This is a genomic window from Tessaracoccus flavescens (genome assembly GCF_001998865.1).
GTDB classification, from domain to species: Bacteria; Actinomycetota; Actinomycetes; order Propionibacteriales; family Propionibacteriaceae; genus Arachnia; species Arachnia flavescens.
In genome coordinates, this window is sequence record NZ_CP019607.1 from 2,316,702 (window position 1) to 2,342,418 (window position 25,717).

The following is a 25,717-nucleotide window of genomic DNA, read 5'->3' on the forward strand; positions in this document are numbered from 1 at the left end:
CGTCCCGACGCGACGCAGGCGCCCGCGGCCGAGCGCGGCAAGAGCGATCCCGAGGGGCGTCGAGAATTGACCACGTTGGCGAGGTTGCGCATACGGGCACGTTGATCCATGGTGCTGGGCCTTTTTGAGCGTCGGTACCTAGTCGCCCTGACCCTATCTGTTGGAAGAGTTGGCACCACACCAGATGGAGGACTCAATGGACGAAACCGCCCCTCAGGTCATGGAGGCCCAGTTCGACGAACTCATCCGCACGATGCTGCGGATGCAGCCTCGCCACCGCGAGGTCAGCGTGCGCGATCCCGAGGGCCAGGTCGAGGCGACCTGCGGCCCCGACGGTCGACTTGCGAAGGTCACCGTCGAACCGCGTTGGCAGGACAAGATCGAGCCGGGCGACCTGTCGACCGTGCTGCTGACCACGATCGCGGAGGCGCAGTTAGAGGCGTCCGGTCTCAACGACGATGACCGTCCCGAGCCGACCGAGGAGGAGGTGGCGGCCAAGCGCGAGGAGATGATGCGCATGGGCGAGCAGGCCCTCGAGGCGCCGTCCAGCGATGCGACCCTCCAGGCGAAGGTCGACAACCTGCCAAACCTCTTCGACCAGCTCGACCTGGCGCTGGCCCAGCTCAACGACTCCCTGACGAACCTCGAGGTGCCGATCGCCGTCGAGGAGGCTGAGCAGCTGAACCTCAAGCCGGCAGGCGGGGTCGAGGTCCGCTCCGAGAACTCCATGGTCACGGTGACGGTCAACCACGGCTATGTGGTCGACGTCGCCATCCATCAGAGTTGGCTGCCCGGGAAGTCCGGTCACGTGCTCACCGAGTGCTTCGACCAGATCATCGATCAGCTCAACGAACCCCTGAACAGCTGAGGAGAGTTACATGTCCGAGACGACATCTTCATCCGGAGGCTCCTTCGAGTGGCCCGCGCAGGGCGACCACATCGGTGCCATGCGCGGAGCGTCGCAGTCGACGACGCCCCAGACCACGACGAATGCCACCCCCGGTGATGCCACGGCAGACGCCCCGGCGGAGGAGTACGTGATCGGCGAGGCCGTCACAGCGGTGCCCGAGGACGCCATCGAGATCACCGCGGACTCGACGGTCGCCGACGAGGCGGTCGCGGTCGCGCCCGACGGAACCGTGGTCGACACCAGCGGCGACGCAACGCTCATCTCGACCTCCGACGGCGTCGAGGTCAAGATCGGCGTCGACGGCGAGATCACCATCGACGCCGACTTCACCGACAACGACTCCGCCGACATCTCGACGCTCGCTGCGGGCGGTTCCTTCGAGACCGAGTCCGGAACGATCATCACCCGCAACGAGGACGGCTCGATCACCATCGAGCAGCCAAACGGGCAGACCATGACGGTGCACGAGGACGGAACGGTCGACGTCGACCTGCCTTCCGAATACGAAGCCATGGGCGGAGGCGCAGGGGCGGGAGCCGGTGACGGCGGGACCCCGACCGAAGAGCCCCCGGCAGGCGACGAGGAGGCGGGAGCGCCCGAGGAGGCCGGCGGCGATCTCGGTGGCGGCGGCTCCGGCGGCGGGGGAGACCTCGGTGGCGGTGGCGGAGGCGACCTGGGTGGCGGCGGCTCCGGCGGTGGCGGCTCAGACCTCGGCGGCCTCGGCGGCGGCGCCGGATCGGGCGGCATCGGGTCGGGCGGAGGGGTCGACGGCCCCGGCGTCAGCGGACTGCCGACCGGCACCGGAGACACCGACGTCTACGACCCGCAGCAGGTCGGCGGCCCCCAACTGCCCGACAACTTCATCACGGAGGTCCCACGCAGGCCCGACGGCGGCCTCGGATCCGAGGCTCCCCAGAACGTGTCAGGCACCGGCTCCGCAGGCATCGGAAGCACCGGCCCGTCGGTTTCGGGCTCCGTGCCCACCACGCCCGGCCCTTCCGGCAACGACGATGGCCTTGTCTGGAACCCGGTCGACACCGACGGTGACGGGACCCCCGACTACCGCGACACCGATTCCGACAACGACGGCATCCCCGACGCGGTCGAGGCCGTGCCGAGCCCCGGTGTCGGCACAGACGGCCCCACAGGCCCGGACATCGACGGACCCGGCTCGGGGACTCCTACTCAGCCGCCGGGCGGCACCCCGACCGAGCACCCGGGCACGCCGCCGGGCGGCACCCCGACCGAGCCCCCGGGCACGCCGCCGGGCGGCACCCCGACCGAGCCCCCGGGCACGCCGCCGGGCACTCCGCCGGGAACGCCGCCGGGAACGCCGCCGGGAACGCCTCCGGATAACAGGCCGACTGACTGCCCGCCTCCCCCGAGCGAGAACGGCGACGACTACACCGTCGACATCTCCGACCTCCGCGACGACGCCAGGTACGTCGAGAGCCTGGTCCCCTCGGCCACCGAGCTGACGAACTGCTGGGAGGCCGTGTCCTCCCTCGTCCAGCACTGGGGCCTGTGGACGCCGGTCTCCGGCACCTACAGGAAGAGCTGCACGCAGTTCGGCACCCTCTATGAGGGGGCCGCGAAGGAGCTCCAGGCCGTCAGTCAGGCCCTGAACGAGACCGCTGAGCGCTACGAGGAGATGGAAGCCAGCGGCGTCCGTCTCGCCGGCCAGATCAACAAGTAAGGAAGACAAGATCATGATGATGCTGGTAGACGGTGGCGGGGGCGGCGGTGGCGCCTGCTCCTTCACGCTCGACGTGCAGTGGATCCTCGACGCGATCGACAAGGTCAAGAACTTCGTCCGCAAGATCGAGAACGCGATGCGCAACGTGGCCAACAAGGCGGCCCGCTTCGTCGAGAAGCTGAGCGGCATCGCCGGCCTGTTCTGTTGGGTTCCCGGCGTGGGCAAGTTCCTGAAGAAGGCGATCCGCAAGGCGGCCGAGATCATCGACCGGACGATCCAGATCGTCTCGCGCGGCCTGCAGGCCCAGCTGGAGATCCTGAAGCACCTGCTCGCCCCCTGGGAGGTGCGTTCCGCAGGTAAGTCGATCGCGGACGAGCTGGCCCCCAAGTGCGACGAGTTCGCGCTGCGGTACCAGAAGGGCCACTTCAAGGCGGTCGAGACCTGGACCGGGGCGGCTTCCGAGGCCTTCTTCAAGGCGATCGACAAGCAGCAGGAGGCGGCCGAGTCCACCGCTGAGGGCGCGAAGAAGTTCGGCGACGCCGTCCATCAGATGGGCGCTAAGGGCGTCGAGATCACGGTGAACTTCATCACGCAGTACATCACCGCTGCTGTGGGGATCATCCAGGCGGCGCTGACCATGGCGGCCATCCCGGTCGGCACCGCGATCGGGGCGGCGGAGATCATCGCCCTGATCGGCGCGATCCTCACCTACATCATGGTGTGGGTCAACGCGATGCTCGGCATGATCACCTCGATGGTCGATATGGAGAGCGCCGCCTACCAGGCGGTCCCCGGCGGCCAGTGGCCGAAGGCGGTCGTCTGATCCACTGACGATGCGACGGCGTTCCCGTGCGGGGCGCCGTCGTTTCGCGTCCGGAGAACGCCGGATCTTTGCACTCCCTTGGGTCGAGTGCTAATAATGGAGTTAGCACTCTCGTATGCTGAGTGCTACCGAATCGTGGATGAGGCTCAGGCCGTCCGTCGCGGGCATCGGCGGTTCGCAACAGACATTTGAAACCACCGGGGCTGAAGCCCCATCGACGGGAGGACTCCCGAACCACCATGGCAAAGCTTATTGAGTTCAATGAGGACGCTCGCCGCGACCTTGAGCGCGGCATGAACACCCTGGCCGACGCGGTCAAGGTGACGCTCGGCCCCAAGGGTCGCAACGTCGTCCTGGAGAAGAAGTGGGGCGCCCCCACGATCACCAACGATGGCGTGTCCATCGCCAAGGAAATCGAGCTGGAGGATCCGTACGAGCGGATCGGCGCCGAGCTCGTCAAGGAAGTCGCCAAGAAGACCGACGATGTCGCTGGCGACGGCACCACCACCGCCACCGTGCTGGCCCAGGCCATGGTCCGCGAGGGCCTGCGCAACGTGTCGGCCGGCGCCAACCCGATGGGCCTGAAGAAGGGCATCGAGACCGCGGTCGCCGCGATCACCGAGAAGCTCTCCGACATGGCCATCGACGTCGAGACCAAGCAGCAGATCGCCGCCACCGCGTCGATCTCCGCCGCTGACTCCACCGTCGGCGAGATCATCGCCGAGGCGATGGACAAGGTCGGCAAGGAAGGCGTCATCACCGTCGAGGAGTCCAACACCTTCGGGCTCGACCTCGAGCTCACCGAGGGCATGCGCTTCGACAAGGGCTACATCTCCCCGTACTTCGTCACCGACGCGGAGCGCATGGAGGCCACCCTCGACGATCCCTACATCCTGATCGCCAACTCCAAGATCTCCTCGCTGAAGGATCTCCTCCCGGTGCTGGAGAAGGTCATGCAGTCGGGCAAGCCCCTGCTGGTCATCGCCGAGGACGTCGACGGTGAGGCCCTCGCCGGCCTGATCGTCAACAAGATCCGTGGCACCTTCAAGTCCGTCGCCGTCAAGGCTCCGGGCTTCGGTGACCGCCGCAAGGCCATGCTCACCGACATCGCCATCCTCACCGGCGGCCAGGTCATCTCGGAGGAGGTCGGCCTCTCGCTCGACACCGTCTCCCTCGACCTGCTCGGCCGTGCGCGCTCGGTCCTCGTCACCAAGGACGAGACCACGATCATCGAGGGCGCGGGCGACCCCGCCCAGATCGAGGGCCGCGTGTCCCAGATCCGTCGCGAGATCGAGAACTCGGACTCCGAGTACGACCGCGAGAAGCTGCAGGAGCGCCTGGCCAAGCTGGCCGGTGGCGTCGCCGTCATCAAGGTCGGCGCGGCAACCGAGGTCGAGCTCAAGGAGCGCAAGCACCGCATTGAGGACGCCGTCCGCAACGCGAAGGCCGCGGTCGAGGAGGGCATTGTCCCCGGCGGTGGCGTCGCGCTGCTGCAGGCGGCCAAGGCCGTCGATCTCTCCAGCCTCTCCGGTGACGAGGCCGTCGGCGCGCGGAGCGTGCTCGCCGCCTCCTCGGCCCCGCTGAAGCAGATCGCCGCGAACGCCGGCCTCGAGGGCGGCGTCGTGGCTGAGAAGGTCGGCAACCTGCCCGCCGGCGAGGGCCTGAACGCCGCGACCGGCGAGTACGTCAACATGGTCGACTCCGGCATCATCGACCCTGCGAAGGTTACCCGTTCGGCGCTGCAGAACGCCGCGTCGATCGCGGCCCTGTTCCTCACCACCGAGGCCGTCATCGCGGACAAGCCTGAGAAGGCCGCCGCGATGCCTGGTGGCGACGACATGGGCGGCATGGGAGGCATGGGCGGCTTCTGATCCGCACCAGCCAGCGAGCTCACGAGAGGGCGGTCCCGGAGGGGGCCGCCCTCTCCTCGTTCTCAAGGGGAGGCTGATCGGGATGATCGCCCTGGCTCCCGGTTCGGAAGATCCAGAATGTAGTTTGGTAGCGAGGTCGGAGAGGCGGTCAGGATCTCTCCGAGGGTTGGGTTCCATGTCGTGGACAGCGCGCTCCGAGGGGCGCGGACGGTCCCCGGAGCGGGAGCATGTCCCAAGAGAGGCTGGTCCAGTGAGTGTTGTAGGGAGGGCGCTCAGCGCGAGGCAGGCCGTTGAGGGGCCCATGCGACTCCTCCGGGCCGATCTCCTTCCCGTCATCGCCGCGATCCTTGCGAGCCGCTTTGAGACGGCCCGAGTTATCGGTTACGCCGAGTTCGTCGAGCAGGTCTCCGATGACCTGGACGATCTGCGTGACAGCGGCTTCCCCCTTCCCCGCCAGGCCCAGGAGTACGTAGGCGACTGGATCAGTAGCGGCTACCTGATCCGCCGCCCGACCGGGGCGGCCCGCGAAGAGACGGTGGAGCTGTCGCGCTCCGCAGCCGACATCGTCCGCTTCGTCGGCGATGTGCAGCAGTCGCGATCCTCGGTCACGTCTTCTCGGCTCAGCAACGTCACAGGGCTGCTGGACGCGTTGGCTCGCGAGTCCGACCCGGATGCCGCCACGCGCGTCAAGGGCCTGATCGAACAGCGCGACCAGATCGACGCCGAGATCGCGCGAATCGAGGAAGGCGAGTACCGACCCCTCGACGACCTGCTGGCCAGGGAGCGGCTCGACGAGATCCTGCGCCTGGCGGGTGAGGTGCCCGGCGACTTCGCGAAGGTCGCCGACGACCTTGAGACGCTCAACTCCCAACTCCGCGAGCAGATCATCAACCACGACGGCTCCCGCGGTGGAGTCCTCGACCAGATCTTCGCGGAGGTCGACCTGATCGAGAACAGCGAGGCGGGCCGCACGTTCAACGCCTTCCACGAACTGCTGCTCGACCGCCTGCTCGCCGACCGGTTCGACACCGCCGTCGATGCCCTTCTTGAGCGAGGCTTCGCCCACGACCTCGACGGCGGCGCGGCCGTCTTCCTGCGCCGCTACCTGAGCGTGCTTCAACGCGAGAGCCATCAGGTTCGCCTGAACCTCACCGAGTTCTCCAAGAGCCTCCGCCGTTTCGTCGAGACCCAGGAGTACCGCGAGCACAAGCGATTGGCCGAGGCCCTTGGTCACGCCGAGCAGGCTGCCCTCGCGGCGCTCAAGCGCCACGCTCCCACCGCGCCGCTTGGTCGGGACCTGGACCTCACCTCGGCGAGGATCGCTTCGGTCGGGTCGTGGTCGTTGCACAACCCTGCCGACCTGCGCACGGTTGACGACGTCGTCGCGAATGCTACCCTTGAGCTCGATCTGGAAGAGCTTAGGCGACAGGTGCGCCTGACCGAGATCGACTTCCCCGAGTTGCAGTCGCAGATCGTCGAGACTCTCGCCGATCGGGCGGGCGCGACGGTGGGCGACGTGTTGGAGCGACACCCCGCGTCCCAGGGCCTTGCCTCGATCATCGGCCTGCTGATCCTGGCCGAGGAGTTCGCCAGCCGGGCCACGGGGGTTGAGCGCTGGTCGTGGACGTCTTCGCGGGGCTCGTCGAGAACTGTCACGGCCCCCAGGTACGTTTTCCTCCAGGTCCCGAGCCATTGGAGTGAGCCGTGAGCATGGAGAGCGCACCGCGTCGCGCGGATGCAGGCGTCGAGGTGGACGAGTTCGACGATGAGGTGGTCGAACTGCCAGATGATCCTGGCGAGCTCGATCCTGGCACAAGGCGTGTGTTGCTCAAGCTGCTCAACGGACCCTATGTCCGCGCCCAGGACCACGCGAAGCTGTGGGCGGCGCTCGAGCGCAACGAGCCGTTGGTGCGCTCCCGCCTCGCCGATCTCTACCTTGAGCTCGTGCTCGACCGAGACTCGGGTGTGGCCTTCGTTCGCAACCTCGCACTCGAGGACGCCCCGAAGGTGGTGCGGCGTCAGCCCCTCACCCTGCTCGACACGGTGTTGGTTCTCTATCTCCGACGCCTCCTATTGACCAGCCAGGGTAGCCGCGTGTTCGTCGGGCGGGAAGAAATCGAAGACCAGTTGCGCGGGTTCCTGCGAGGCGACACGACGGACAAGAAGCAGCAGGAAGACCGGATCCGTCGTTCGCTCGTGAGAATGACCAGCAACTCAATCCTGCTGAAGGCCGAGGTTGAAGACCGTTGGGAGATCTCGCCTGTCCTGCGGCTCGTCTTCGGAGCCGATGAGGTGGCGGCCGTGACGGCAGACCTCGAGAGGATGGCGTCCGAATGAGCCAGCACCGACTCGCGCACGTTCAGTTGATCAACTGGGGTACCTTCGGGGGTGCCTGGAGCTTCGACGTGCCGTGGAAGGGAATGCTGCTCACCGGTCCGTCGGGAGCGGGTAAGTCGTCGGTGCTCGACGCCATGGCCTCCATCCTCGTCGCGCCCGGGAAGGTGCGGTTCAACGCGGCCGCCCAGGGCACCGATACGCGCGATCACGACCGCAGCCTCGTCACCTACGTGCGCGGCGCCCACAAGCGCGAGGCCGACGAGGAGACGGGCGAGGTGGGGGCTGCTTTCCTCCGCAAAGGCCCCACTTGGAGCGCGGTGGGGCTGACCTTCGTCGATGAGTCGGGCAAGGAAACTACGCTGCTGCGGCTGTTCCATATCAGCGGCAGCTCGGTTCAACGCGACGAGCTGCGCTCCATGTACGCGATCGCGCCCGGCCGAGTCGACCTCCTTGAGTTGAAGTCGTTCGTCGCGAACGGCATCGAGTATCGGCAACTCAAGAGTTCCTTTCCCACGTGGAACACCTACCGCGGTGAAGGGTATTCATCCTTCGCAGAGCGGTTTCGTAAGCAGCTCGGGATCGCCTCCGAGCAGGCGCAGGTGCTGCTGCACAAGACGCAGTCCGCGAAGAACCTGACGAACCTGGACGCCCTGTTCCGCGACTTCATGCTTGACGTGCCCGGCACGTTCGAGCTTGCCAATACCACGGTCGAACAGTTCGACGAACTGCGTTCGGCCCACTCCTCGGTGGTCGACGCCCGACGGCAGGTGGAAGCGCTCCTTCCCCTGCGCGCCATCGATGAACAACTCCGTGAGGTCGAGTCACAGCAGAGGGAAGTGCAAGACCAGGTCGCGCACCTCGAGACCTGGCTGAGGCAGCGCAGGAAGGTTGGTCTCGAGGCCGACCTCGTCCGCGAGCGTCCTCTCCTGGCAAGGCTTGAGGCCGAGGTGGCTGAGGCGAAGGGCCATGCCGACCTGGCCGAGGATGAGCGACGGCGGTGCCAGCAGGCCGTCGACGGTGCAGGCGGCGGTGATGTGACCACGCTCGAGGCTCTCCGGGCAGCAAGGCTCGACGCTCGCGACCTGGCGCTTCAACGGCGCTCCCGGTACGCCGGTGCCGCCGAGCGCGTCGCCGTGCGTCTGCCCGATGGCGTCGCTGAGGTCGTCCGCTTCGAGCGAGAGGTCGATGAGGCAAGGGCCGCCCTCGAGGCCAGGCGTGCCGAGTTCAACGCCGCCCAGGGCGAGGCCCTTCGCGATAAGGGGCGCGGGGCGGACGCTCACCGCCGCGCGGTCGATGAGTTGGAGGCATTGCGTCGTCACCGCTCCAACCTCGATGCGCGGTTGCTCGCGGTGCGCGAGTCACTCGCTCAGGCGCTGGGTGTCTCGCCTACGACCCTTCCGTTTGTCGGGGAGCTGCTTCAGGTGAAGCAGGGAGAGAGCGAATGGACGGGAGCCATCGAACGCGTCCTGGCCAGCTTCGCCCGCACCCTCGTGGTTCCCGCGCAGCACTACCTGGCAGCCGCTGAGTTCGTCGATGCCGAGTTTCTGGGTACCCGGCTCGTCTATGAAAGGGTCGAGCCGGTCCGCGAGGAGGCCCTTGATTTCGTGCACGGCACTCTCCCAGGCAAGCTCGACCTGGCTGACGGCGCCTACACAGGGTGGCTCTCCGAACGCCTTGAGCGCCGCTTCGCCTACGCCTGTGTCGACGATGCCCGCAGCCTCGGCGGCGTTCAGCGTGGCGTCACCCGTAACGGCCAGGTGAAACACTCGTCGTTGCTCCACGAGAAGGATGACCGGTTCCGCGTGTCCGACCGGACGCGGTGGGTGCTCGGCTTCTCGACGGAGGCGAAGGAGGCCGAGCTCGAACGAGTCCTTGCCGTCTCGCAGGCCCACCTCGACGAGATCGAGGCGCGGCTGAGGAAGTTGGATGCCGAGCAGGCCGATCTGGCTGTTGCGGCGAGGGCGCTGCAGGACTTGGCCGAGTTCTCGTGGGATCGAGTCGATCTGTCACCACACGAGGCTGGAATCGACGCCGTCGATCGGCAGCTGGAGCGGCTAAGGGCCACCAACATTGATCTTCGGGCGCTCGAGGCCCAACTCGACAGGGCGAGGCGCGCGAAGCAGCAGGCCGACGACAAGCTGGCAGGACTGCGCGCGTCCCTCCTTCAGCGTGAGGAGCATGTCGCCCAGATCCTCCGAGAGGTTGAGACGCTGACGGCCATTCTGAGTGAGGCACCCGACGTGCCGGACGAGGTGGCGCAGCATCTGGACCTGCTCTCGGATGATCTCATGGCCGAGGCGAACGGCCTCGACGCGGCCATGCGTCAGCACCTGCACGAGCGCCACTCAAAGCTGTCGGCGCTCCTTTCTCGCGTGAGCCAACAGGCCGTGCTGAAAATGACGGCGTACAAGAAGGATTGGGAGGCGGCCGCGGCCGACTGGGACGCGGGCCTGCTGTACCTGCCGGAGTACCTCAGGCGGCTCAGCACTCTCGAGGCCGATCGCCTCCCTGAGTTCGAGGAGCGTTTCTTTGAACTGCTCCATCGCCAGGCGCGTAACAACATCAGCGGCCTTGCCCAAGACATCCGTGGTGCGAGACGCGAGATTCGCAGCCGCGTCGACGACGTCAATCGTTCCCTGCTGATGACCAGGTTCAGTCGCGAGGGGCGCCTTCAGATCAAGGTGCTCGACCGAACCCTTGACGATGTGGACCTGTTCCTGAAAACGCTGAACCGCATCACCGAGTCGTCGATGCTCGATGCGGGCGGTGCATCCGACGATGCTGCCCGGCGCGAGGCCGAGGAGCGGTTCGTCCGGATGGAGCAGTTGCTCGACAGGCTCGGCTCGGCCGATCCGGCCGATAAGGCTTGGCGTGAGCGCTGCCTCGACACCCGCCAGCACGTGCAGTTCCAGGCGCGGGTAATCGACGACGACGGCGCGCAGGTGGACGTCTACACCGGGTCGGGTGGACGCTCGGGCGGTGAGCGGCAGAAGCTCGTCACCTTCTGCCTCGCGGCGGCGTTGCGCTTTCAGCTAGCTCCGGAGGGCAAGGCCGATCCGACGTATGCGCTCGTCGTCATCGATGAGGCCTTCGACAAGGCCGATCACACCTTCACCCAGGCTGGGCTCGAGGTCTTCCGCACGTTCGGCTTCCAGCTTCTGCTCGCCACCCCCATGAAGATGCTGCAGACCATCGACGACTACGTGGGCGGTGTCGTAATGGTCGACAACCGGCCGGGGCGCGGGTCGATCCTGCAGGAGTTGCACTACGACTTGGGTCGTCCAGCAGTGGTGGCAGCGGATGCCGACCAGGAGGTGCTCTTGTGAGGACTGTCGAGCAGTTGCGTGCCCTCGCCGTGCGGGTCTGGCCTCGTCGGTTCCCCGGGTGGCTCGCCGAGTCGCTTGATGGAGAGCCGACGCCCTTGTCGTGGCCCTTGCAGCCTCCGTCCGAGCGGGAGGCGCTCGCCGGGCCAGACCGTGTCGCAGCCTGGGCGACGGCGTGGCAACACTTCTCCGAACGCGACGATGTCACTCTCGAGTGGGTAACCCGTCGGTGGCCGTCGATGGGCCGCCAGCGGCTCCCACAACGCGTTTCGGTCGGTCCCCGGGCCGTTGCGGGGCTGTCGGGACAGCGAGCCGGATGGTCGATCGCTTGCGAGGTCGTGGCCATGCTTGCGCATGGCTGGCCGCAGGCGCCCCTCGTCGACGGCGTCAGCGAGGCAGCGCGTGGGCTCGTCAAGCTGAGGGCTGACGATGTCGGCCGTCTCGCGAGCGTGCTCGGCTGGCTGAGCGCCAACCCCGATTCGGGCCTGTTCGAGCGCGAGCTACCGGTGGAGGGCGTCGACACCAAGTGGTTCGAGCGCCACCGCTCGGTCGTCGAGCCGCTGGCCGACGCGATCATCGGGGGCACGGGTCTGCGTAGACACGGCGTGCGGTTCCGTGTGCGCGACCTCGACCCCTCTTCGCCTGGTGCCGCGGACTTCTCAGTGACGCTCGAAGAACTGAAGCTGCTTTCCATGCGACCCGCGAGAGTGCTGATCTCGGAGAATCTGACCACGGTTGCGACGCTTCCGCCGCTCACGGGCACGATCGCCGTTCACGGCATGGGTTTTGCGGCATCGTCCTTGGCGGACGTCGCCTGGATCCGCTCGGCCGATGTCTTCTATTGGGGTGACCTCGACTCGTACGGCTTCCAGATCCTCGGGCAGACGAGGTCGGTGCTGCCGCAGGTCCGGTCGGTCCTGATGGACTCCGATACGCTTGCCTCCGCTCGCGCCCTGGCCGTTGCCGAGCCGCGGACATTCAAGGGCGAGATCGGGCACCTGACGCTGGCTGAGCGCTCGACGCTCGCCCTCATTCGCGCCGAGGGTCTGCGCCTCGAACAGGAACGCATCCCGCGCGCGGCGGCGCATTCAGCCATCCTGGAGGCGCTGGCCTGACAGCCTTCAGGGGCGGAAGTCGTCGTGGAGGCGGATGCTGCTCAGCTCGACGGAGCCATCGTTGCGCTGCCAGTAATGCAGACGGCGGGCGCTCGGCGTTCCCACCTGCAGGCTCACCCGCCAGCAGGTCTCGCCGCCGCGACGGGTGACCGGGGCGTCGTCGCCTCCGGCGCCGGTGCGCAGCTGGTGGAGCTCCCGCGAGGCGAGCTCGGCGTCGCGCCCGGTGAGGACGTGGACGATCACCTCGATGATCTTGTCGCGCTTGATTCCCTGCACGCGCGCGAGGGTGTCGAAGAAGGCAGGGCCGTACGTCCACGGGCGAAGCGGCCTCGTCTGTTTCTCCGACGGCGTCGTCATGAGGGCCCACGCGGTCCTCACCTCGAAGTCGAGCTGATCCTCGTCGGACTCGAACAGGCGGGCGAAGGCCCCACCGCTGTTGACCCGGCGCTCGGCGTCGCGCAGGCGTGCGCGGCCCTTGGCCAGCCGTTCCTCAAGCGTGGCGATCCGTTCGTCGCGCTCGCGGATCGTGCGGCTGAGCTGGGCGGTCTCACGGCGCAGCTCCTGGACGAGGGACAGTGCGTCCTCGTCCGTCACGTCGGGTTCCTCATGTGAGGACACCTGCTCGGCCCGCGGGGGAGCGGGCGGCGTGGCGAGGGCGGGCAGGACCAGCCAGGGCGGACCCCCGCGCAGCAGCGCCGGCGCAGGCACCACCCTCATCCTCGGGAGCCGCCTCGAGCAGGGAGAGGACCCACTCGCCGTCGTAGCGGTCGGCGAACCAGAGCCGCAGCACCTCTCCCTCGACCATCAGCTGCCGCACGTCGGTGTCATCCCTGACCAGGTTGTCGGCCGAGATGTCCCGGGTGACACCGGGAAACAGCTCGACGGTGCAGCCGTCGCGACGCACCGCGGTGACCCTCGTCAGCACCGTGTCGCCGGGCTGGTAGGCGGGCCAACGCCTCCTCAGGGTCGCGGCGCATCCCCGCCACGTCGATGCGTCGCGAGTCCGGATCGAGGACCCCTTCGATGCGCATGCCCTTGTGGAAGACCCGCTCTGCGATGGGACCCGGCACGACGAGCTCGGGCCAGATCACGCCCACTTGTCCGTCGTCGAGCTGGATGAGCGCCCGGCCTGCCACGATGCCGGAGATCTCGCCCGTGACTGGTCGTGGCAGCTCTGCCGCGCCTGGGAGGGACGCCCCGTGGCGAGCGGCCATGGCCATCGCGTCCGAGGTGAGGGCCCGGGCCACGTCCGGGCCTTCGGCGGGGCCGAAGGCGAAACGCAGCGGGGAGCTGTACGGAGGCCTCGCGGTCGGTGAGCGTCTCGCTGAGCGCGTGGGTCGCCGCCTCCGTCGGCAGCGTCACGATGTCGACCTGCCTGCCGAACTCGCGGTCGAGTACGGCCGGATCGACGTGCGGGGCATGGCTGCCGCGGGCAACGGTCAGGATGACGACCGGCCGGGTGCGCGCGGCCGAGCGGAGGTAGCTGACGAGTTGCACCACGTCGAGCCGGTCGAGGGCACGGGCAGGGGCCTCCAGCGGGTACTCCATGTCACCTCCCTCGGGTTCTCCGCGGCGATGCGGGTACCGCTCATCTTGGCAGCAGCCGCCGACGCAACGACAGATGCCGGGCGACTTTGGCGACACGCCGTGACTTTCGGAGGAAATCTCGCCGACCCCCTTGCGGGATTGATCGTTCAAATGGCACAGTGACGCCTGCTGAACGTTCATATTCGACCGCGGGTTCCAGCCGAGTGACGTGATCGGACAAAAGTGTCCGCCACACGCGTAGTTTGGCTGGCCCGTGCATCACTGACGAAGGAGTCACGCCAATGCGCTCGCCCCGTCTCACCTCGGGCCTCGCGATCACCGCACTGATCGCCTCCAGCGCCGTCGTCACGGCCGCCTTACCCACGCCGCAGGCCGCAGCCGCCACCACGGCGGTCACACTGGCCGGCAGCCTCCAGTCGGAGCTCGGCTGCGCCGAGGACTGGATGGCGGAATGCGACTCGACGGCCCTCACCGACGCCGACGGCGACGGCGTCTGGACTGCCGAGCTCACCGTCCCGAAAGGGGAGTGGGAGTTCAAGGTCGCCATCAACAAGTCCTGGGACGAGGCCTACGGGCTCGGGGATGGCAACTTCCCGCTCGTGCTCGGCTCCGACACCGAACTGGCCTTCAGCTTCGACGATGCCACCAACAAGGTGTCGGTCGCAGCGGCCGACCTTCCGGGCGACTACACCGCCTCGGATGATCCGCTCGTGGCCGAGCCCTTCGCCGACCCGGGGCAGGGCAACAACTTCTACTTCGTGATGACCGACCGTTTCGACAACGGGACGCCGGGCAACGATGCCTGCATCGCGACCGGACACGCACCTGAGGGAGGGGTGCTCCCCGTCGACTGCGCGGGCACCGACAAGCTCGCCACCGGTTTCGACCCGGCGGACAAGGCCTTCTTCAACGGGGGCGACATCCAGGGCCTGCGCGACCGCCTCGACTACATCAAGGGCCTAGGCACCACGGCCATCTGGCTGACCCCCTCGTTCGTCAACCGCCCCGTCCAGGGCACCGGCGCCGCAGCCTCGGCGGGCTACCACGGCTACTGGATCACCGACTTCACGCAGATCGATCCCCACCTCGGCACCAACGCCGAACTCAAGGCCCTCATCAACGAGGCGCACGCCAAGGGGATCAAGGTCTACTTCGACATCATCACCAACCACACCGCCGACATCATCGAGTACAAGGGCCACGAGGGAACGGCCCCGGCCTACGTGACGAAGGCGACCACCCCCTACAGGGACACCGCGGGGGCGGAGTTCGACCCGGCCGACTACGCCGAGGGCACCCAGGCGATGCCCAAGCTCAACCCGGACACCTCCTCGTTCCCCTACGACCCGGAGGTCCCGGAGGGCATGGAGCAGGCCAAGTTCCCGCTCTGGCTCAACGACGTGACGCTCTACCACAACCGCGGCTTCGACCCGGGCTGGCCTGCGGGCGAAGCAGCCACCTACATGGACTTCACCAACCTCGACGACCTCATGACCGAGAACCAGGTCGTGGTCGACGGCATGAGCGAGATCTACGAGGCCTGGACCGACCTCGGCATCGACGGCTTCCGCATCGACACCGCCAAGCACGTCGACTTCACGTTCTGGCAGGAGTTCACGCAGCGGATCGCGCAGCACACCGAGACGTCCAACCCCGACTTCTTCATGTTCGGCGAGGTCTATGACGCAGACGCCAAGCTGCTGTCTCCCTATGTCCGCGACACCGACATGAACTCCGTGCTCGACTTCGCCTACCAGTCCTCGGCGCTCAACTACGCCAAGGGCTTCACCGCGAAGGGGCTGTCGGGCCTGTTCGCCGCCGACGACTACTACACGACGGTCGACTCCTCAGCCGCGTCGCTTCCCACCTTCCTCGGCAACCACGACATGGGCCGCATCGGCCACCTGCTCGGTGGGGCGGACAAGCTGCTCGAGCGCAGCACCCTGGCGCACGAGCTGATGTTCCTGACCCGTGGTCAGCCCGTCGTCTACTACGGCGACGAGCAGGGCTTCATCGGCGACGGCAACGACAAGGACGCCCGCGAGTCGATGTTCGCCTCGAAGGTGCCGAGCTACCTCGACAACACCCTCCTCGACGGCAGCGCCTACGGAACCGGCGGCCACTTCTCCACCGATGTGCCCCTCTACCGGACGATCGCCAAGCTCGGCGCGCTCCGCAAGGCCAACCCCGCGCTCTCGACCGGCGCCCAGATCGAGCTGCACGCCGACAACGGCACCGGCGTCTACGCCTTCGCCCGAGTGGAGCGCGCCGAACAGATCGAGCACCTCGTCGCGGTGAACAACGCGACCACCGCGAAGGAGGTCGAGTTCGCGACGCTGACCCCGGGTGCGACCTACGCGCCGCTCTACGGCGCCACCTCGCCCATCACGGCCGCTGCAGACGGCACGGTCAAGCTCACCGTCCCGGCCCTCGGCGCGGTCGCCTTCAAGGCGGGCGCCAAGGTCGCAGACACCGGCGCCGAGCAGAGCGTCGCCGTCTCCTCCGGGGCGCCGACCGACGGGCTGATTCCCGTCACCGCCGACGTCGTGGACGACCGCTGGGCCGAGACCTCCTTCGCCTACCGCGCGCTCGGTGACGCCGATTACACCCCGCTCGGCACCGCAACCGGCGACCGGCCCCGCGTCTTCGCCGATCTCGCGGCTCTGAAGGACGGCACCGTCGTCGAGGTGCGCGCCGTCACGACGGACGCGGACGGCAGCCGCGCCGCCGGGTCGTCCACCGTCGTGGTCGGCACCGACCTTGGCGTCTCGACGCCCACCGTCCCGGACGTCGACGCATCGGAGGCGGTCACTGTCCCCGGCTCGCACAACGCGGCGATGGGTTGCCCCGGTGACTGGCAGCCTGGCTGCGAGCAGGCGAGGCTCACCCTCGACGAGGCCTCCGGCCTCTACACCGGCACCTTCGACCTGCCCGCCGGCAGCTACAGCTACAAGGTCGCGGTCGGCGGCAGCTGGGACGTCAACTACGGCGCGGGCGGCGTGCCGAACGGCGACGACGTCGCCTACACGGTCGCCGCGGCGGGCCCCGTCACCTTCTACTACGACCCGGTCAGCCACGCCTTCTTCAACACCGCACAGTCTCCGGTCGTGACGCTGCCAGGCAGCTTCCAGGCAGCCGTCGGCTGCGACGGCGACTGGCAGCCCGAGTGCCTGAGGTCGCTCATGTTCGACGCGGACGGCGACGGCACCTACACCTGGTCGACCACCGCCATCCCGGCGGGAAGCTACGAGACGAAGGTCGCGCACGGCCTGTCGTGGGCCGAGAACTACGGCGTCGACGGCGTGCCCGGGGGCTCGAACTACACCTTCCAGGTCGCCGCGGGCAAGCGCGTCACCTTCACCTACACGATCGCGGACCACAAGCTGCAGATCGCCGTCGAGGATCCGCCCCTGGCCGGGACCGGCGAAGACCTCGGCCACTGGATCGACGCGTCGACCATCGCGTGGCCGTCAAACCTGGTCTCCGGGGACGTGACCTGGGAGTTGTGGGCCGACGCCGACGGCGGGCTCGCGCTGCAGGACGGCGTGGTCGTCGGCGGTACAGGCGCCGCCCCCGTCAAGGTCGGTGACCTCTCCGAGGCCGACGCGGGCCTCACCGAGGAGCAGCTGAAGTACCGGGGCCACCTGCGCGGGTTCCTGGCGCTGAAACTCGAAGCCGCCCCGGACGCGGTGGCGTCCGCGCTCAAGGGCGACCTCGTCGTGGTGCAGCGCGATGTCAACGGCGCGGCGCAGGTCTTCACCGGCCTGCAGATCCCCGGCGTGCTCGACGACCTGTACGGAGACGACGCTCGGGGCACGGACCTCGGACTCAGTTTCGCCGGCGGTGTGCCGAGCCTGCGCCTCTGGGCGCCGACCGCCACTTCCGTCGATCTGCTCCTGTTCGCCGACGGCACCGGAGCGGGTGACCCGACGAGGGTCGCGATGCAGCCCCAGGCCGACGGGACCTGGACCGTCACGGGTGCCGCCGACTGGAAGAACCGGGCCTACCAGTTCGACGTCAACGTGTTCGTCCCATCCGTCGATGCGGTGACGCACAACATCGTCACCGATCCCTACTCGGAGGCGCTGACCCTGAACTCGACGCACTCCGTCCTCGCCGACCTGGACGATCCGGCCTTCGCCCCGTCGATCTGGACCGACACCGAGGCTCCGCAGATCGACCAGTTCGTCGATCGCGCGATCTATGAGCTCCACATCCGCGACTACTCGATCTCCGACGAGAGCGTCCCGCAGGACAAGCGGGGCACCTACGAGGCATTCGCGCTGAAGGGCACCGACGGTGACCTGCGGATGCGCGAGCTGGCCGAGGCGGGCATGAACACCGTCCACCTCCTGCCGAGCTTCGACATCGCCACCATCGAGGAGGACCGCACCAAGCAGGTCACACCGACCATCCCCGACGCGGGCCCGGCCTCCGAGGAGCAGCAGGCGGCCGTGACAGCGGTAGCCGACAAGGACGCCTTCAACTGGGGCTACGACCCGTACCACTACTCCACCCCTGAGGGCTCCTACGCCGCCGACGCCAACCAGAGCGGAGGCGCCCGGACCAAGGCCTTCCGCGAGATGGTGGGCGGCCTGCACGACAAGGGCTACCAGGTCGTGCTCGACCAGGTGTTCAACCACACCTCCGCCTCCGGGCAGGCCAAGACGTCGGTGCTCGACAAGGTCGTGCCCGGCTACTACCACCGGCTCAACCTGAAGGGCGCGGTCGAGACCTCGACCTGCTGCCAGAACATCGCGACCGAGCACGCCATGGGCGAGCAGCTGATGGTCGACTCGGTCGTCACCTGGGCCGCCGACTACCACGTCGACGGATTCCGGTTCGACCTGATGGGCCACCACTCGGCGGACAACATGGTCGCCGTCCGCAAGGCGCTCGACGAGCTCACCCTCGACGAGGACGGCGTCGACGGCAGGTCCATGTACATCTACGGCGAAGGCTGGAACTTCGGCGAGGTCGCGGACAACGCCCGGTTCACCCAGGCCACCCAGGGGCAGCTGAACGGCACCCGGATGGGGGCCTTCAACGACCGGCTCCGTGACGCCGTGCACGGCGGCGGCCCCTTCGACGAGAACAAGTCGCAGAACCAGGGCTACGGCACCGGCCTCTACACCGACCCCAACGGGGACTCGACGGCCACCACCCAGCAGCAGCTCGCCGATCTGCGTCACCGGCAGGATCTGATCCGCATCGGCCTGGCGGGCAACCTCAAGGAGTTCTCGTTCGAGACCTCCGCGGGTCGGGAGCAGAAGGGAAGCGAGCTCGACTACAACGGCCAGCCCGCGGGCTACGCCTCCGAGCCGGACGAGTCGGTCAACTACGTCGACGCCCATGACAACGAGACGCTCTACGACATCGGGATGTGGAAGCTGCCCGCCGACACGAAGATGACCGACCGGGTGCGGATGAACACGCTCTCGCTCGCCACGGCGACGCTCGGCCAGTCGCCCTCGTTCTGGCATGCGGGAACCGACCTGCTGCGCTCGAAGTCGATGGACCGCAACTCGTACAACTCCGGAGACCACTTCAACACGCTCGACTGGTCCATGCAGGACAACAACTTCGCGGTGGGGCTTCCTCCCGCGGCGGACAACTCGACGAAGTGGCCCGCGATGAAGCCCTACCTGGAGAACCCGGCGAACAAGCCGTCCGTGGCAGACATCGCCGCCTCGCACGACCAGGCACTCGAGCTGATGCAGCTGCGCTCGACGCACCCGCTGCTGACGCTCGGCTCGGCCGCCCTGATCGACGAGAAGGTCACGTTCCCCAACGCCGGTGCCGACCAGACGGCCGGCCTGATCCTGATGCGGGTCGACGACACCGTCGGCGAGGACGTCGACAAGGACCTCGACGGGGTGCTCGTGGCGTTCAATGCGTCACCCGAGCCGATCACCGAGGCGGTCGACGGCATGGCCGGGCTCGACCTTGCCCTCTCGCCGGTGCTCACCGACGGGAACCATGACGACCCGGTGCTGGCCGGGGCCGCATGGGACAAGGCGAGCGGCACGCTCACCGTCCCCGCGCGCTCCGCGGTCGTGTTCGTGCAGGAGCAGGCCGACGTCACCCCGTCGCCCTCGCCCAGCCCGAGCCCGTCGGTGACTCCGTCGCCGAGCCCGTCCGCGACCCCGACCGGGAAGCCAACGGGCAAGCCCACCGGCAAGCCGACGAACAAGCCGACCGGCAAGCCGACGAAGCCGAACAAGCCGAAGGACGTCTACACCACGCCCGGGACGCACTTCGTCAACGGTCGCTGGTGGCAGACCTCGTGTGAACCGTACTCGGCGACGAAGCGGTGCCGCACCGAGATCTGGGCGACCACGATCCGCTACGAGGGTGGCCGCTACATCAAGACGACGGGGTGGGTCTTCAACAACCTGACCTACCTCCCGTCGCCCAGGTCGCTGTGGAAGGGCAACCCACTCGGCAACACCGGCTCCTGGACGGCGGCGGACGGTCGGCAGTGGCGCACCGAGTGCGACACCGCGACCACCGGCCGCAACGGCTGCCGCAGCTACCTGAAGGCCGATGTGCTGACCGAACGGAAGGTCGATGGGCGGAGCACGTTCGTCTGGCTGCGTGGCCAGTGGGTGTTCAACAACATCGTGTTGTTCAACCGCTCCTGAGTCACCGCTGCGATGCCCCCGTCGCTCCCGCGGCGGGGGCATCCGCGTCCCCGAGGGCGCTCCAGCTCAGCCGTTCGCGAGCCTCGCCATGCGGTGCATGCCGATGTTGCCCCAACTGTCTCCGGCCTGGAAGTTCTCGGCGAGGTCGACGAAGCCACGACTGCGGTAGAACCGGTGCGCGCGCTCGTTGCCGTCGATCAGCCACAGGTAGAGGTCGGTCCCGTCGTCGAGTCGGTCGAAGAGTTCCGCCGCGAGTCCCGTCCCGTGGAACTCGGGCGCGACGTACAGCCGGCTCAACTCTCTTGGCGCCGGCGAGGGGACGTAGCCGAGCGAGACCTCCCAGTCCGCAGGGCCGTCGACGACCGACGCGACGCCGACGAGGCGGCCCTCCGACTCGGCGACCAGGCGGCGGGCCGTCCCCGGAGCCGAGAACTTCAGCTCGAGGCCCTTCAACCAGTCGGCCCGCTCTGCCTGCTGGCGCTCGATGAAGTCGTCCGGGACGATCCCGGCATAGGCGATCGCCTGCTGGGCGATGAGGAAGTCGAACCAGGCGCCTGCGTCGTCGGGCGTGGGTGGGCGGAGATCGGGCACCGCGTCACTCTACCCGCGGAGTTCCTCCCGTGGACGCGCGCGGGGTGCGGATGCCGCCGCGGATGAAGGTGACAGCCATGCCGATGGGTGCCATCCAGGCGGCGAACCAGAGCGTGCCGAGCAGCAGGGCAACCAGGATGCAGCCGACCAACGCGGCGAGTCCCGGCGCCACGTCCGTTCCGCTCAGCGTGGAGGGCACCGTCACCGCGAGGCTGACGAGGCACGTGGATGCCCATTGCACGAGTGGAATCTCCGCGGTGAACGGGCGCGAGGCGTAGACGAGTCCCCAGCCGATCGAGACGCCTGCCACGAGCCGGAGATCGGCAAGGCCGAGCGACGCTATGAGTCCGGCGGGGAACCCTGCAACCGCGACCAGGAGGGCGGCGAACCGGCGGGTGTGAAGCGGCATGTGAGCCTCCTCGAAGGGCTTGTCACCCCAGTATGCTCCTCGTCGCCCCGGGTGGACAGCCGGTGGGCGGAGCGGGCGGACCCGGTGCAACCCTCATGCGGTGGGGCGGGTCGCGCGCCGACCGGGGTGCCGACCCGGCACAATGTCGGCATGAGTCTGCTTGAGGTGATCGCGCTCCATGCCGCCGACGCCGAGCGCGCCGAGGCGGGAGGCGCCGACCGGGTGGAACTGCTCGGGACGATGGACGACGACGGGCTCTCGCCCGAGCCGCGCGTCGTCGACAAGGTTCGCCGCGCGACGTCGATCCAGATCCGGCCGATGGTCAGGCTCCGCGCCGGGTTCTCCACCGACGGCGGCGAGGTGACGCGGCTGCGCGGGCTGATCTCGTCGTACTTCGACGCGGGCGCCGACGGTGTCGTTCTCGGCTTCCTGAACGGGGCGAACCGGATCGACCGTGAGGTCGTCGGCGAACTCGTCGGCGACGGGTCGTTCCCGTGGACGTTCCACCGGGCCATCGACCACTGCCTCGACCTCGACCGCGCCTGGCGCGACGTCGTGACGCTGCCCGGGATCACCCAGGTGCTGACCGCAGGATCGGCCCGCGGGGTCGAGCAGGGCCTCGATGACCTCGTCTCGCGCGCCAAGGCCGACCCGACGATCGCGCGCCTGATCATGGCGGGCGGCGGCCTCGCCCCCGAGCACGTGCCGTGGCTGATCCGGGCCGGCGTGCGAGCCTTCCATATCGGCTCTCCCGCGCGCCCGGGCCGCTCGTTCAAGGCTTATGTCGACGCCGAGCTGGTCGCGAGCTGGCGAGATCTCATCGACGACGAGATCGCCCATGTCCGACACCCCGACTGAGCGCCCCGTCAAGCGCCGCAGCGGTGCCCGCGTCATCGTCATGGCCGGACACGAGGTGCTGCTCCAAGGCGACACCGATCCCGGGCTGCCGGGCTCCCGCTTCTGGCAGGTGCCGGGCGGCGGGATCGACCCTGGAGAGTCGGCAGGCCAGGCGGCCGCCCGCGAACTGCTGGAGGAGACCGGACTGCGGGTCGAGCCGGAGGACCTGATCGGGCCGGTGGCCCGGCGCCGGGTCTGTCACGGCTACTCGGACCGGGTGCTGATTCAGGACGAGACGTTCTTCCTCCTCCGCACCCCGCGCTTCGAGCCGATCCATCTCGCGCTCACCGAGGCAGAGCGGCGACGCCGGGTCGAGACGGCCTGGTTCGACCTCGACGCGCTTCCCGAGCAGGTGTGGCCAGGTGAGCTCGCCACCCTTGTCGCGTGGGACGGCGGCGGCGCGGTCGACCTCGGCGACGTGGAGGAGTCGACGGTTCCTGTCAGATCGTGAGGCTCAGCGGCCGGGGGAGCGCAGCATCGCGATGCTGAACCCGAGGCAGCACAGGAGCGAGAGCACGCCGAGCAGGGGGTTGGGCGAACCGAGCTCGCCGAGGCCCAACTGGACGAGCAGTCCGAACAGGCCGATGCCGAGGGCAGTGGGACCCACCCACGTCGTGAGCTTCCTGATCCGGAGTCCGAGCACCCCGGCGATGATCAGCACGAACGGCGCGGAGCCGCTGAGCAGCAGACCGAAGAAGGACAGTACGGCGGCGGTCCAGCCCATGACGCGCTGGCTCTGCAGCGTCGGGTCGTACTGCTGGGGGGCGCCGTTGAGCGCCTGAGGGCTCGGCGGGGCCCACTGCTGCGGAGGGAGCTGGGTCGGCCGGGTGCCGACGCCGGGTGCGGGCGGGCGTGCGCCACCGTACTGACCGGTGTACTGCGGAAGCGGAGGAGGTCCGGGGACGGCGAGCGGCTGACCCGTGGGTGGCGGGGGATCGTCGCTGGTGACGACCGTCGCGGATGAGGCGAACGGCTGCCTCGGGTCCCGTGCCGACGACTTCCCTGGCCCGGCGGTCATGGCGAGCGACGCGACGGCGAAGGAGTCCTTCGGGTTGCGCTGCATGGAGATGCTGACTCCGAGCTGGTCGAGCGGACGCTGCTGAGCGGAGTCGAACCCGCCCGGATGGTGCATCGGCCCAGGGGTGGCTGCGCGGTACGGCTCGGCCACCGGCAGCGGGTCGGCCACGGGCGTGGCGAACCCGTCGGGTCGCTCTACCGGCGCGTAGGCGGCGCCGTCCTTCCAGGTGGCCATGGCCCCATCCTAGACGGGTGCTGTCGCACCGGCTCCGATCCAGCCTGCCGTACCCCGACCGTCCCCCACGAGGGTGGTACCGGGCTCCACACCAGCGCCGGTCACCATGAATGATCATTTGAACAAAAAACATGCGCACTTCCATTGCAAAATGGGCACAATCTGTGCAAGTACCGCCCCGCCGGACCTAGGCTTTACCGGTACAGATCTGCCGGGAAGGGCCGGCGCACGAGTGAAGGTAACGAGCCATGGAAATTGTCATCTGCAAGGACCCGCAGGATGTGGGGAAGGTTGCCGCTGATCGGGTGATCTCCTACCTCGAAGGGCTTCCGACGCCGGTGATCGGCCTCGCGACGGGCAGTTCCCCCCTCGCGCTGTACGAGGAGCTGGCGCGTCGCGTCGAGGCGGGCACCTTCGACTTCTCCCACGGCCTCGGCTTCGCGCTCGACGAGTACGTCGGCATCCCGCGCTCGCACGCCGAGAGCTACCACTCCGTGATCACCCGTACGGTCGTCGAGCCCCTCCGCATGGATCCCGCCCGCGTGCGCGTTCCGGACGGCCTCGCCTCCGACCTGCAGGCCGCAGCCGACGAGTACGACGAGGCCATCGAACTGGCCGGCGGCGTCGACGTCCAGATCCTCGGCATCGGCTCGAACGGGCACATCGGCTTCAACGAGCCCTTCTCGTCCTTCTCCTCCCGCACCCGGGTCAAGACCCTTACGCCCGAGACCCGCGAGGACAACGCGCGGTTCTTCGACTCGATCGAGCAGGTTCCCACGCACTGCGTCACCCAGGGACTCGGCACGATCATGGACTCCCGCGTCGCCGTGCTCGTCGCCTCGGGGGAGCGAAAGGCCGAGGCCGTCGCCGCCATGGTCGAGGGCCCGGTCGCGGCCCGCTTCCCCGCGTCGATCCTCCAGTTCCACCCCCGCGCGATCGTGATCGTCGACGAGGCAGCCGCCTCGAAGCTCGAGCACATCGACTACTTCCGCCACGTGCAGGAGCAGGTGGAGGCGGGCGGCTACCCGGCCGACTGAGCCGGTGTTTCAGTCCCTGTGTGCTACCGGATAGACTGAGCGTTCCACTGGCTTCATCAACAAAGTGAGGGCGACGTGCCTACCGGTAAAGTGCGGTTCTTCGACGCCGAGAAGGGCTTTGGTTTCATCACCAAGGACGACGGCGGTGACGTCTACGTGCGCTCGAACGCGCTTCCCGAAGGGGTCACGGCGCTGAAGCCCGGGCAGCGCGTCGAGTTCGGTGTGATCGAGGGGCGTAAGGGCGAGCAGGCGTTGAGCCTGCATGTGCTCGAGACCCCGCCGTCGCTCTCCAAGGCCCAGCGCCGCAAGCCCGAGGACATGGCAGTGCTGATGGAGGATCTGATCAAGATGCTCGACGGCCTCTCGAACGGGTACCGGCACCGCCGTCACCCCGACAGCAGGCAGGCTGCAAAGGTGGCGCAGGTGCTGCGCCGCGTCGCCGACGAACTGGAGCTGTAGATGGCAAAGCCTAAGCTGGACGCCGCGACCGCCGAGGCGGTCGATCTGGCGTGCGCTGCCGCGGTCGAGACCGGGGGAGCAGACGCCGTCGGCGACCACAAGGCTGCGCTCGTGGAGGAGGGTGACCGGATCGTCACCCACATCTTCGAGTGCCTCCTGCCGGGCTATGCCGACTGGCACTGGGCGGTCACGCTGGTGCGCGCCGCGCGGGCCAAGACGCCGACGGTCAACGAGGTCGTCCTGCTTCCCGGAGCCGCGGCGCTGCTCGCCCCGGCCTGGGTGCCGTGGGAGGAGCGCATCGGCGCCGGCGACATCGGCCCCGGGATGCTGATGGCCACGCCCGACAACGATCCGCGCCTCGAGCCCGGTTTCGCAGCGACCGACCTGCCCGTCGACGCCGACAACGCCGACTGGGTCCAGCTGCGCAGCACCGTTGCGGAGCTCGGTCTCGGCCGCGCCCGGGTGCTGAGCCGCTACGGGCGCGACGAGGCGGCTCAGCGTTGGCTCGCCGGGCCTCCGGGGCCGAACAACGAGGCTTCGCAGGAGGCGCCCGGCCCCTGCGCCACCTGCGGCTACTTCGTCGCCCTGCAGGGATCGCTCGGCACCCTCTTCGGGGCCTGCACGAACCAGTACTCGCCCTTCGACGGCCGCGTCGTCTCGCTCGACCACGGCTGCGGCGGCCACTCCGATGTCGTCGCCGAGCAGCGGGCGAAGGAACTGCCCGCCCCGGTGTTCGACACCATCGGCGTCGACGAGACCCTCTTCGACTGAGTCCGACAATGCGGAAGCGGCGGTCACCCAGCGC

Annotated in this window: 20 protein-coding genes; 15 read left to right on the forward strand and 5 right to left on the reverse strand. The window is 68.4% G+C overall.

Features of this window, described 5'->3' with window-relative positions:
• Positions 1-196: 196 nt before the first annotated feature.
• The 8 genes from BW733_RS11095 (at position 197) to BW733_RS11140 (ending at position 12,075) form a co-directional block, all read left to right on the forward strand.
• Positions 197-868 (forward strand): hypothetical protein, encoded by a 672-nt coding sequence (locus BW733_RS11095; RefSeq protein WP_077350500.1) that lies wholly within the window; start codon positions 197-199, stop codon positions 866-868.
• Between the two features lie 10 nt (positions 869-878).
• Positions 879-2,606: a hypothetical protein gene (locus BW733_RS18285; RefSeq protein ID WP_161490211.1), complete on the forward strand. Its 1,728-nt coding sequence runs from the start codon at positions 879-881 to the stop codon at positions 2,604-2,606.
• Between the two features lie 13 nt (positions 2,607-2,619).
• Positions 2,620-3,429, forward strand: a complete 810-nt coding sequence (locus BW733_RS11115) for a hypothetical protein (protein ID WP_077350506.1) — start codon at positions 2,620-2,622, stop codon at positions 3,427-3,429.
• Between the two features lie 239 nt (positions 3,430-3,668).
• Positions 3,669-5,300 (forward strand): chaperonin GroEL, encoded by a 1,632-nt coding sequence (gene groL, locus BW733_RS11120; protein WP_077350508.1) that lies wholly within the window; start codon positions 3,669-3,671, stop codon positions 5,298-5,300.
• A 301-nt stretch (positions 5,301-5,601) separates the two neighbouring features.
• Entirely contained in the window at positions 5,602-7,008 is a 1,407-nt protein-coding gene (locus tag BW733_RS11125; RefSeq protein WP_161490212.1) for a DUF3375 domain-containing protein, read from the forward strand.
• A gap of 2 nt (positions 7,009-7,010) precedes the next feature.
• Entirely contained in the window at positions 7,011-7,637 is a 627-nt protein-coding gene (locus BW733_RS11130) for a DUF4194 domain-containing protein (protein WP_077350512.1), read from the forward strand.
• Positions 7,634-10,963, forward strand: a complete 3,330-nt coding sequence (locus tag BW733_RS11135; RefSeq protein ID WP_077350514.1) for an ATP-binding protein — start codon at positions 7,634-7,636, stop codon at positions 10,961-10,963. Before BW733_RS11130 ends, BW733_RS11135 begins: the two co-directional genes overlap by 4 nt.
• A gap of 29 nt (positions 10,964-10,992) precedes the next feature.
• Positions 10,993-12,075: a DUF3322 domain-containing protein gene (locus BW733_RS11140; protein WP_237268400.1), complete on the forward strand. Its 1,083-nt coding sequence runs from the start codon at positions 10,993-10,995 to the stop codon at positions 12,073-12,075.
• A gap of 6 nt (positions 12,076-12,081) precedes the next feature.
• Here the strand turns inward: BW733_RS11140 and BW733_RS11145 are convergent, their stop codons facing one another.
• Positions 12,082-12,669 (reverse strand): hypothetical protein, encoded by a 588-nt coding sequence (locus tag BW733_RS11145; protein ID WP_077350517.1) that lies wholly within the window; start codon positions 12,667-12,669, stop codon positions 12,082-12,084.
• A gap of 10 nt (positions 12,670-12,679) precedes the next feature.
• Positions 12,680-13,000: a hypothetical protein gene (locus BW733_RS11150; protein WP_077350519.1), complete on the reverse strand. Its 321-nt coding sequence runs from the start codon at positions 12,998-13,000 to the stop codon at positions 12,680-12,682.
• 287 nt (positions 13,001-13,287) lie between these two features.
• Between BW733_RS11150 and BW733_RS11155 the strand changes: the two genes are divergently transcribed.
• Together BW733_RS11155 and pulA are read left to right on the forward strand one after the other, a co-directional pair.
• Entirely contained in the window at positions 13,288-13,785 is a 498-nt protein-coding gene (locus BW733_RS11155) for a hypothetical protein (RefSeq protein ID WP_152024677.1), read from the forward strand.
• Positions 13,786-13,904: 119 nt separating this feature from the next.
• Complete coding sequence (gene pulA / locus BW733_RS11160; RefSeq protein ID WP_077350523.1) at positions 13,905-20,267, forward strand: pullulanase-type alpha-1,6-glucosidase; 6,363 nt, start codon at positions 13,905-13,907, stop codon at positions 20,265-20,267.
• A 66-nt stretch (positions 20,268-20,333) separates the two neighbouring features.
• On the opposite strand, the gene BW733_RS11165 is transcribed toward pulA, so the two are convergent.
• Both BW733_RS11165 and BW733_RS11170 read right to left on the reverse strand, forming a co-directional pair.
• Entirely contained in the window at positions 20,334-20,858 is a 525-nt protein-coding gene (locus BW733_RS11165) for a GNAT family N-acetyltransferase (RefSeq protein ID WP_077350525.1), read from the reverse strand.
• Positions 20,859-20,862: 4 nt separating this feature from the next.
• Positions 20,863-21,267 (reverse strand): hypothetical protein, encoded by a 405-nt coding sequence (locus BW733_RS11170; protein WP_077350527.1) that lies wholly within the window; start codon positions 21,265-21,267, stop codon positions 20,863-20,865.
• Between the two features lie 150 nt (positions 21,268-21,417).
• Here BW733_RS11170 and BW733_RS11175 point away from each other — a divergent pair, with 150 nt between their 5' ends.
• Both BW733_RS11175 and BW733_RS11180 read left to right on the forward strand, forming a co-directional pair.
• Positions 21,418-22,125 carry a copper homeostasis protein CutC gene (locus tag BW733_RS11175; RefSeq protein ID WP_077350529.1) on the forward strand — a complete coding sequence of 236 codons (708 nt, stop codon included), beginning with the start codon at positions 21,418-21,420 and terminating at the stop codon, positions 22,123-22,125.
• On the forward strand, positions 22,106-22,615 hold the full coding sequence (locus BW733_RS11180; RefSeq protein WP_152024678.1) for an NUDIX hydrolase: 510 nt from the start codon (positions 22,106-22,108) through the stop codon (positions 22,613-22,615). Before BW733_RS11175 ends, BW733_RS11180 begins: the two co-directional genes overlap by 20 nt.
• 3 nt (positions 22,616-22,618) lie before the next feature.
• Here BW733_RS11180 and BW733_RS11185 read toward each other — a convergent pair whose 3' ends face one another.
• Positions 22,619-23,416: a hypothetical protein gene (locus BW733_RS11185; RefSeq protein ID WP_077350533.1), complete on the reverse strand. Its 798-nt coding sequence runs from the start codon at positions 23,414-23,416 to the stop codon at positions 22,619-22,621.
• 248 nt (positions 23,417-23,664) lie between these two features.
• On the opposite strand from BW733_RS11185, the gene nagB reads away from it, so the two are divergent.
• The 3 genes from nagB to BW733_RS11200 all read left to right on the forward strand — a co-directional run bounded on the left by nagB (position 23,665) and on the right by BW733_RS11200 (position 25,683).
• Positions 23,665-24,453, forward strand: a complete 789-nt coding sequence (nagB, locus tag BW733_RS11190) for a glucosamine-6-phosphate deaminase (RefSeq protein ID WP_077350535.1) — start codon at positions 23,665-23,667, stop codon at positions 24,451-24,453.
• 75 nt (positions 24,454-24,528) lie between these two features.
• Positions 24,529-24,912, forward strand: coding sequence for a cold-shock protein (locus BW733_RS11195; RefSeq protein WP_077350537.1), 384 nt, complete (start codon positions 24,529-24,531; stop codon positions 24,910-24,912).
• Positions 24,913-25,683 (forward strand): DUF3027 domain-containing protein, encoded by a 771-nt coding sequence (locus tag BW733_RS11200; RefSeq protein ID WP_077350539.1) that lies wholly within the window; start codon positions 24,913-24,915, stop codon positions 25,681-25,683.
• The last annotated feature ends 34 nt before the right edge of the window (positions 25,684-25,717 follow it).

Excerpts from the sequence above, each read along its gene's own strand:
- BW733_RS11095 (WP_077350500.1), top strand. The coding sequence starts at position 197 with ATGGACGAAACCGCCCCTCAGGTCATGGAGGCCCAGTTCGACGAACTC.
- BW733_RS18285 (WP_161490211.1), top strand. The coding sequence starts at position 879 with ATGTCCGAGACGACATCTTCATCCGGAGGCTCCTTCGAGTGGCCCGCG.
- BW733_RS11115 (WP_077350506.1), top strand. The coding sequence starts at position 2,620 with ATGATGATGCTGGTAGACGGTGGCGGGGGCGGCGGTGGCGCCTGCTCC.
- groL (WP_077350508.1), top strand. The coding sequence starts at position 3,669 with ATGGCAAAGCTTATTGAGTTCAATGAGGACGCTCGCCGCGACCTTGAG.
- BW733_RS11125 (WP_161490212.1), top strand. The coding sequence starts at position 5,602 with ATGCGACTCCTCCGGGCCGATCTCCTTCCCGTCATCGCCGCGATCCTT.
- BW733_RS11130 (WP_077350512.1), top strand. The coding sequence starts at position 7,011 with ATGGAGAGCGCACCGCGTCGCGCGGATGCAGGCGTCGAGGTGGACGAG.
- BW733_RS11135 (WP_077350514.1), top strand. The coding sequence starts at position 7,634 with ATGAGCCAGCACCGACTCGCGCACGTTCAGTTGATCAACTGGGGTACC.
- BW733_RS11155 (WP_152024677.1), top strand. The coding sequence starts at position 13,288 with ATGGCCATCGCGTCCGAGGTGAGGGCCCGGGCCACGTCCGGGCCTTCG.
- pulA (WP_077350523.1), top strand. The coding sequence starts at position 13,905 with ATGCGCTCGCCCCGTCTCACCTCGGGCCTCGCGATCACCGCACTGATC.
- BW733_RS11170 (WP_077350527.1), bottom strand. The coding sequence starts at position 21,267 with ATGCCGCTTCACACCCGCCGGTTCGCCGCCCTCCTGGTCGCGGTTGCA.
- BW733_RS11175 (WP_077350529.1), top strand. The coding sequence starts at position 21,418 with ATGAGTCTGCTTGAGGTGATCGCGCTCCATGCCGCCGACGCCGAGCGC.
- BW733_RS11180 (WP_152024678.1), top strand. The coding sequence starts at position 22,106 with ATGTCCGACACCCCGACTGAGCGCCCCGTCAAGCGCCGCAGCGGTGCC.
- BW733_RS11185 (WP_077350533.1), bottom strand. The coding sequence starts at position 23,416 with ATGGCCACCTGGAAGGACGGCGCCGCCTACGCGCCGGTAGAGCGACCC.
- nagB (WP_077350535.1), top strand. The coding sequence starts at position 23,665 with ATGGAAATTGTCATCTGCAAGGACCCGCAGGATGTGGGGAAGGTTGCC.
- BW733_RS11200 (WP_077350539.1), top strand. The coding sequence starts at position 24,913 with ATGGCAAAGCCTAAGCTGGACGCCGCGACCGCCGAGGCGGTCGATCTG.